We start from the raw sequence: 8,171 nt of genomic DNA on the forward strand, positions 1-8,171 counted from the left end.
GCTTCGGTAAGTGGGGTGTGAATGTCCAGCGGAAGGGAAGCTTCGGGCCGGCCCATGCTCCGGCAAGCGTCCCTCCTAAAACTCCTGTTGCATCTCTATAATCGAATTGCCCATCCAGGGATTTTCCTGCAACACTACCAATTGCCCCATACAGACCATTTGATGGCGCAGATTTTTGGTCAGAATAGGTGTCTAAAACTGTTCCTAAAATGCTCGGAACTTCATTAAAACGAATCTCTCCCAAAACATTAATCCTTCTTGTCGTCATCTTTATTTGTATTGTTGGTTTTCTTAAACATTATCCACTCCCACCAAATTCCCAACGTTAAAGAGATAACGGGAACGGTGTCCAACAATCGCGCGTATCTTGAACTTTCATAAAAGGCTGGTGCCAAAATCTTCGTTGCAATAATGAGTAATGAAATAATAACATAGAATAGAATGGCATTTCGGCGCTCAATTAAAAATTGCAAACAAACCTTCACCTTTAACCTCCAACATATTTCGAGCAACGTTTGCACTTCATAAGTCTCCAAGCCACTCCGATCAATGCAAAAAAGGCAAAAGCAAAGTTCATATCTCAATAACAACCCAATATTTATAGCCAAATCGATAAAGTAGATATATTCCGACCAGAGCTCCGGACATAAGTACTAGAGGCCCAAATCCATAAATATTCAGCATCAAAATTAATGCCGGATATAGAAATGAAATTGCTAGGTACCAAAACCTTGTGCTTCCGGTAGGGAGAGTCGCTCGCAACTTTGCTCCACAACTATTACAACCAAGATAGGGCTGAATAGCGGGCATGCCAATTCCGAAGTCAAAGGTTGCCCGGAGCACTGACTTTTTCTGTTTCTCACCACATCTCGGGCAGCTCAATTTTGTTTCTAGTCTTGTTATCTTCATCTGAGCTTTCGGAATAAATTCTCACTGCTGGGTGTGACGGCTTTATTTGTCAACGAACTACACAACTAAGGGATGAAATCAAGATGAAAAAACACTAATTTTCGGCGAACTCCTCCCTCCGCCTCCGATCCAACATCTCATGAACCGCTCTGTGAACGTCGCGTAATCCATTCCCAACTTTCTGGCCGCCCCCGCATAGCTCCGCGCCTCACCCCAAGCCGCCCGCACCTCCACATCCACCCCCTCATCCAAGGGATGTATCGACCGCCGCCCCATATGCGCAGCAAACCCCAACCTGCGCTGCTGCGCCTGTATCCACTTGGCATCAATCCTGCGCTGTCTGGCGATCTGAACATCCGGCGGGTGTTTCGACGGACAGCAATTCAGGTGCCTAAATTGAGAACCTGTACGCGGCGGTCAACGGCCCCATGGTTCAGAAAGTCGAGCCGCCATGCGCAATCATTGAACCCAAGAGGTTGCCGGGAAACGAGTGAGGAACCTTTCTGGTCCACCAATGTGCCCTATGAATGATTGCCCGGTGAGCCGCTCGAACGGCGTCGCTAAGCCTCTTCTCATCAGATCAATGTAGCATCAAAATCCAACATTCCAGCAATTCGCTGCACTGTGGTCGTGTAATATGTTGTGCACAGTCGGGTTCCCACGCAAAGCGGGTTCCTCTCGCTATTCCAGCGCCACGCGCATCGAGCCGTTTGCGTTGCTGGCTCTATCCCATCCTGACTTGTTGCCAGACAATATCCGACCCCCGCTCCTTCCCCCCGTCATGCGGGAGAAGGCCCTTCGCTTTCAGGTTCGTATCCGCGCGATGCCTTTTATCGGTGGCCAGCCGCTTCCCCGCAGGCTTCTCACCTGCCCCGCTTTGACCGCGCACGGTCTCGGCGGTCCCCGATCCGACGGGCGTCTGGAGACAACCGTCGGCCGGTGGGTTCCGTTGTCGCGTTTCTGCACCGGGCCAGAAGGAGCCGCGTCGGTGCGGGATGGGGCAGTCCCCGAACCTTAGTTCACCATTGGAGGCCGGTCGGCGAACATACCGTGGTCACCGCTTTTTTGGGTCGTTCGCCAGGGAAAGCAGCAAGTATAAACCGGACGCAACGGAGACGGGGAAGACCCATCCCGGCCCGAAACGTCCGATTTTGCGTTCTTGCTGACTAAGTGTATTGATCTGCTATTTTTGCTCGTTGTGTTTCGCGCGGTCGCCCGCTGTACAGACGGTAGCTGGCTCGAAGCGCCGCAGCCCTCCAATAGCGCAGGCGGTTCGGGCCAGCGGCTCTATGCAGAACCTAGCCAAATTGTTCTCTTCCCGTACTTTTATTTGTGTGCAACTTTTGGAGGGGTCGATTCGCTTCAACCAGCACCCTTTCTCAGCAGACAATACTGCCTTGTTGCACATCAACTTTTGGACGTGCGACCAGATAATAGAGAGTGCCAAACGGAGAATAAAATGAGCGCTAACGCGGACAGCGGTCTGAAGGGCAATCGCGACGTTGCAGATACTGAAGATGACTATTCCATCTATCCGCACATGGATGGGATCAAGTGTTCCATGTCATGGAAGCTCGGCAGCTATGGAGAACAAGGCGCACTTTCGGAGGCTATGATAAAGAGCTTGTGCGACCAGTTTGACCTGCCAACAACGCTCGTGCGCGACTTGTCCGCAATGCTTGGTCACTGCCTCAACAACGAGGACGACATTGCAATCAATCTGACCGAGGTCCGTCGCTCGCAAGCGATTGAACGAGGTCAAAAGCATCTCAAGACACTCCTGCGGGAAGCCAATCGGGGCACAACTACTGCACAAGAACTCCGGAACGCATTGGGCTCGCTTTCAACTTACTTCGCGTCGACGCCAGAAGACGCAGACCTTCTTCCTCAAGTCCTCGACAAGCTAGAGTCCGCAACGACACTTAGCCAAGACATCGAGGATGATATTCGACACATTCTGGAGACGCCCGGTGCCGCTGCGGACATGTCACCTAGTGATAAGCGATTTTCGAGCGACAAACGCCGCCAGTATATCGTGGAGTCCTGTTTCTACACTTGGTGCGGTGCAGGCCGTGATCTCGGCATCACAACATACTCCGATGGTCGCCCAGGTGGGCAGCGCCAGGGTCTGTTAATTGAGTTCGTCCAAGCTGTAGTGAAGATGATTACGGATCCGGTTCAGGAATTGAGCGGAGAAACGATCCGAAGGGATCGGGATAATTTTCGCGACGCACAATCCAAAGAGGCTGAGGAGTTCTGGGCGCCGCCGGAATTGGGCAATCAATACACTTAGAATGAGCAAGCCTGCGTTGTCATGGTCATGGCATGACACGCGTTCCTGCCATATCCTCTTCTGACGACCACGCGCACACGCAGGTTGAGACAGCAATTGACCAGTTGGTCCGATTGCTGGCTGCCCAGGCAGTACGGGAACTGGGCCGGAACGTCTCTGACCAACAGGAGGCGCATCAGGATGCCACGGATCAATGCCAAGAAGAGCCAACCCCGTAAGCTTCTGACGGTGAAAGACGTCGCTGAACTGGACAATTGCTCGGAGAAGACGGTGCGCCGTGCGATTGCGGCTGGCCTGCTTGAGGTTATTCGGGTGGGCCCTGGCGGACGCCTCATCCGCATTGATCCGGCAGCTCATGCCGCCTATCGGCAGGCACAGTTCTGGTAGGAGCTCGCGACTATTAATGTCCATTAATGTCAATGTGTTATGTTTATTTCGGGAAGAAGGCATCTCCGTAAGTTTCTAACTTTTTGTGCTACGCTTTTCCCGAATCGGACCTCCTGTCCACACCCGTCCACCCGAGACCTGACATGTCCAAAGGAACGTAATCCCGATGACTAGCCAGAGCCCCGTTCCATTGACATTAGCCTTCGTCAAAGCCGACACACCGATGTTCGCCGAGCTTATCGAACAGCTGCGCTCCGATAGCTCTCTGACAGACGGACGCCGCCGCGATATGATCTCCGGCCTGCGCCGTACATCCAAAGCCCTTGGATTGCCTCCTGAGGATGTGCCTTGCGATAGCCGCTGGTTGCAGCCCCGTTTGACTAAAGTTGCACCGGCTTCGCTTGGTCTCACGCCGAAGAGCTGGCAAAACGCAGTCAGTGATGCACGGGCCGCACTTGCATATTTCGGGCTGGTGGAACGCCGCTTCAACCGGATCGATGATCTGTCTCCCGATTGGCACACGCTCTGGGCAGCTGTTCTGGCGTCCAGTGACAAGACATTGCAACCCGCACTCTGCCGCTTCGTGCATTATCTGAACCGGCAAGGCGTCAAACCTGCCAATGTGTGTAAAGAGCATGCTCAGGCCTATCGAGTAGCGCTTGCGCACAACGAGATCAGCAAATCTCCTGAGGTTGCATATCGTGCCGCTGTCAACGGCTGGAACCTGGCGGTCCGACGTATTTCACAATGGCCCAAGGCCATCCTGCCTCTGGAATCGCGTCGGAAGGTCATCACTTTTCCGGTGACCGCGTTTCCAGCGCCATTCCAAACTGCTCTTGCAAAGCTGATACATCGTCTGTCCAATCCAGACCCCTTGGCAGATGACGGTCAGAACAGGGCACTCCGACCCGCGACCCTGTCCCAATACCAAAGACAGTTGGTTCGGTTTGCCTCCGAACTCGTTCACTCAGGTATCCCGATCGCGGAGATTGGCGGATTGGACGTCCTGATCAATCCGGTGATAGCAGAGCGCGGTTTGCGCCAGATGTTATCGCGCACCAACAACCAGACCACAAAGATGATCAGCGAGATCGCCGCGCTGCTCCGCAACCTGGCCCGGATACTCGATGCACCCGATGACAGCCGCGAGAAGCTGATCGGGCTTGCCGCGCGCCTGGCCGTCAAACCTCAGAATGGCATGACCCAAAAAAACCGAAGCCGGCTGCGGGTGTTGCAGGAGGACCGGCATCAGCAGCGCCTGCTGCTGCTACCCGACCGGATTTTCGCGCGACCATGCGGCACGTCCAAGCCGTATGGCTGGGCTCTGGCACGCGAAGATGCGCTCGCCATCGCCATCCTGCTGGTCTGCCCAGTTCGCGTGAAGAACCTGGCTGGCATCCACCTGGAACGCCACCTGCACCGTCCCGGTGATGGCCGAGCCTACCTGGTTCTGGAAGACGGCGAGACAAAAAATGAGCGACCTGTCGAGTTCGAGATCCCGCGTGATGTATTGCGCATGATCGACGTTCATCTCAAATCTCGCTGTCCGGAACTCTGCCCCGCTGGAACGCCTTGGCTGTTTCCCCGCAGGGATGGTCAACATTCTGTTGATCCCGGCGTTCTGTCTGGGCGCATCTCCAAACGGATCCGGAAAGAAACGGGGTTGGAGATGAACGCCCACCTGTTTCGGCATTTCGCGGTGATGAACTGGCTCGACGCCAATCCCGGCGGCTACGAGGTTGCGCGTCGGTTGCTCGGGCATTCGGAGGTCAGCCACACCATCAACATGTATTCCGGTCTTGAGGCACGTTCGGCAACACGCGCCTTTGCTGACCTGATAGACGCCAAGAAAGGGCGTCGCTGATGAGCCTTGTTCTGCCGCTCGACGAATGGCCCGCGCAAGACCGGGATATGTGGCTCAACCTTCAGACGGAAGGTGGACCGCTTGACGATTGCGGCGCCCTCGCTCATCTGCGCGCGACCTCGTTGAAGACGTTAGAATTGCGCTATGCCCGATGGCTGCAATGGCTGATTACCAGCGACGCGGAGGCGATCACACTGCCTCCGGCTCGACGCGGGACCCTGCCGCGCCTTTCCGCTTGGCTTCGGGACCTCTCACACACCCGGCCGATGACCCGGTTGATGTTCATTGATGGCGTGTTGCGTGTCCTCTCCGTGGCTGACCCGACGCAGGACTGGTCCGCTCAGCGGAAGTTAAAAGCGGGATTGAAGCGCGCCGCGGGTCGGGGTGATCGGGATCGTAAACTTGGGCGTGTGCTGTCCAGCGAGGTTCTATTCCGTGCAGGGCTGTCTCTGGCGACGGGTCATGCAGAAGCTGCGTCAACACCGCTAAGCAGTATGATGTGCCTGCGGGATGGCACCATGATAGCGATGTTGGCCCTGATGCCGATGCGGCGACGCGCCTTCGCGGGCCTTCGGATTGGCACATCCCTGTATGTCGCAGCAGACACGATGACCGTCGCGCTCCCCGGGGATCTCACCAAATCAGGGCATCCCTGGGAAGCTGATGTTCCCCAGAGCGTTGAGCCGCTCTTGCGCCGTTATATCAACGAAGCCCGTCCCTTTTTTACGGAGCGTGGCCAACAGCATCACAATGTCCTGTGGGTTGGCCGGTCTGGTACTCCTTTGAAGAAAGACGCGCTGAGCCCCCGGATCGCGGAGCAGACACTGAAGCTGACGGGTCGCCGTATTCCACCGCATTTCTTTCGGGATGCTGCCGCGACAACCCTGGCCCGCTCTTCTCCGGAACATGCCAAGCTGATCCGACCAATTCTTGCGCATACGAGCTTCGGAACCGCCGAGCGCCACTACATCCACGCACAGACAATTGAAGCGGGCCGCGACTACGCGGCTTTGATCAACCAGAAGAGAAAGGCCCGGCGATGACCCGAGTTGCAATCTATGCCCGTTTCTCCAGCCAAATGCAGAGAGACGCATCCATCGATGACCAAATGCGACTGTGCCGGGAACGTGCTGAGCGGGAAGGTTGGACTGTTGTTGACGCCTATTCTGATCGTGCGGTCTCCGGCGCCTCCATGTTGCGCCCCGGTCTGCAAGCGCTGTTCCATGCAACACAGGAAGGACAGGTTGATCTGATTTTGGCGGAAGCGCTGGACCGGTTGAGCCGAGACCAGGCGGATATCGCCGCGATCTTCAAACGGCTAAGCTTTGCAGGGGTTTGCATCGTGACACTGGCTGAGGGCGAGATCAGCGAATTACACGTAGGTCTCAAAGGCACCATGAACCAACTGTTCCTCAAAGACCTGGCCGACAAAACCCGGCGTGGTTTGCGCGGGCGTGTCGAGCTTGGCCGTTCCGGCGGTGGTAACAGCTACGGTTATGATGTCGTCCGGCGTCTCGGGCCCGACGGCCAACCCGTCACGGGGGAACGAGTGATCAACGCAGCAGAAGCTGAGATCGTCCGGCGGGTGTTACATGACTTCACCGAAGGACACTCCCCGAAAGCCATTGCGCGCCGCCTGAACACCGAGGGTGTCCCAGGCCCCCGAGGTAAATTATGGCGTGACACGGCCATCCGGGGGCACCGCACTCGTGGAACAGGCCTTCTCAACAATGAGCTCTACATCGGCCGCCTGGTCTGGAACCGGCTGCGCTACATCAAGGACCCGGAGACCGGCAGACGTGTTTCCCGTCTCAACGATCCGTCCAAATGGATCATCGCGGAGGTCCCTGAGCTGCGGATCGTCGGGGATGAACTTTGGGAGGCGGTCAAGCAGCGGCAAGGCGAGATCGAGGCTGATCCCCGCGTCAAAGCCATCAAGGAAACCCGGTTTTGGGAGAAGCGTCGCAAGAAGCACCTTCTGACAGGTCTTGCATTCTGCGGCACCTGCGGAGGGCCACTCGCCACTGTCGGGCGCGACTACCTCGCCTGCTCTGCCGCCCGCAAACTCGGTACTTGTTCCCATAAGCAATCCATTCGCCGCAATGTCCTGGAAGACGCCGTTCTGGATTTGCTTCGTCAGCGTCTGATGCAGCCCGACGCAGTGGCCGCTTTTATCAAGTCCTTCAGCGAAGCCGCCAACGCAGAAGCAGGCACAGCGGAGGTAGCCCGGACCCGTCTGCAATCCGAGCGGGACAAAGCTGCGCGCAAACTGAATGGGTTTTATGACGCGATTGCAGAAGGCATTCGCACCTCAGGTCTTCAGGCCAGGCTTGAAGATCTCGAAGCGCAGATCGCCGATCTGGACGCAATACTCTCCGAACCCGCACCGCCCCTTGTGCGCCTTCACCCTAACCTGTCGGAACTCTATCGCTCCAAGGTCGCCGATCTGGCACGGGCACTATCGGATCCGTCGATCCGCACAGGGGCTTTGGAGATCATCCGGGGCTTGATCGAACGTGTTACGATCCAACATGAACGGGATGGCGTGCAGATCGAACTGGAGGGTGCCCTGGCAGCAATGATTGGGCTGGCCCAAAACGACAAAAGCCGCCTTGCGGCGGCTGGTTCGGTAAAAGTGGTTGCGGGAGTAGGATTTGAACCTACGACCTTCAGGTTATGAGCCTGACGAGCTACCGGGCTGCTCCATCCCGCGACACT

At 56.2% G+C, this 8,171-nt stretch carries 6 protein-coding genes and 1 tRNA gene; 5 read left to right on the top strand and 2 right to left on the bottom strand.

Annotation, left to right across the window (positions count from 1 at the left end; translation table 11 throughout):
* Window positions 1-244: hypothetical protein (locus tag AC2TCY_RS22860; RefSeq protein WP_480851041.1), on the bottom strand; the 244-nt coding region annotated here is incomplete at its 3' end.
* Window positions 245-2,368: 2,124 nt separating this feature from the next.
* Here AC2TCY_RS22860 and AC2TCY_RS22865 point away from each other — a divergent pair.
* The 5 genes from AC2TCY_RS22865 (at window position 2,369) to AC2TCY_RS22885 (ending at window position 8,133) form a co-directional block, all read left to right on the top strand.
* On the top strand, window positions 2,369-3,202 hold the full coding sequence (locus AC2TCY_RS22865; protein WP_480851042.1) for a hypothetical protein: 834 nt from the start codon (window positions 2,369-2,371) through the stop codon (window positions 3,200-3,202).
* 180 nt (window positions 3,203-3,382) lie between these two features.
* Window positions 3,383-3,589 carry a helix-turn-helix domain-containing protein gene (locus AC2TCY_RS22870; protein WP_480851044.1) on the top strand — a complete coding sequence of 69 codons (207 nt, stop codon included), beginning with the start codon at window positions 3,383-3,385 and terminating at the stop codon, window positions 3,587-3,589.
* A gap of 166 nt (window positions 3,590-3,755) precedes the next feature.
* A complete protein-coding gene (locus AC2TCY_RS22875) occupies window positions 3,756-5,453 on the top strand; it encodes a hypothetical protein (RefSeq protein ID WP_480851045.1) in 1,698 nt (565 codons plus the stop codon).
* Window positions 5,453-6,496, top strand: coding sequence for a tyrosine-type recombinase/integrase (locus AC2TCY_RS22880; RefSeq protein WP_480851047.1), 1,044 nt, complete (start codon window positions 5,453-5,455; stop codon window positions 6,494-6,496). The genes AC2TCY_RS22875 and AC2TCY_RS22880 overlap by 1 nt, the downstream gene beginning before the upstream one ends.
* 65 nt (window positions 6,497-6,561) lie before the next feature.
* Entirely contained in the window at window positions 6,562-8,133 is a 1,572-nt protein-coding gene (locus tag AC2TCY_RS22885) for a recombinase family protein (RefSeq protein WP_480851049.1), read from the top strand.
* Here AC2TCY_RS22885 and AC2TCY_RS22890 read toward each other — a convergent pair.
* A tRNA-Met gene (locus AC2TCY_RS22890) sits at window positions 8,090-8,166 on the bottom strand. The two genes, AC2TCY_RS22885 and AC2TCY_RS22890, sit on opposite strands and share 44 nt — an antisense overlap.
* Window positions 8,167-8,171 lie beyond the last annotated feature (5 nt).

This window comes from Ruegeria sp. HKCCD7181 (assembly GCF_057221055.1).

Excerpts from the sequence above, each read along its gene's own strand:
- AC2TCY_RS22865 (WP_480851042.1), top strand. The coding sequence starts at position 2,369 with ATGAGCGCTAACGCGGACAGCGGTCTGAAGGGCAATCGCGACGTTGCA.
- AC2TCY_RS22870 (WP_480851044.1), top strand. The coding sequence starts at position 3,383 with ATGCCACGGATCAATGCCAAGAAGAGCCAACCCCGTAAGCTTCTGACG.
- AC2TCY_RS22875 (WP_480851045.1), top strand. The coding sequence starts at position 3,756 with ATGACTAGCCAGAGCCCCGTTCCATTGACATTAGCCTTCGTCAAAGCC.
- AC2TCY_RS22880 (WP_480851047.1), top strand. The coding sequence starts at position 5,453 with ATGAGCCTTGTTCTGCCGCTCGACGAATGGCCCGCGCAAGACCGGGAT.
- AC2TCY_RS22885 (WP_480851049.1), top strand. The coding sequence starts at position 6,562 with ATGCGACTGTGCCGGGAACGTGCTGAGCGGGAAGGTTGGACTGTTGTT.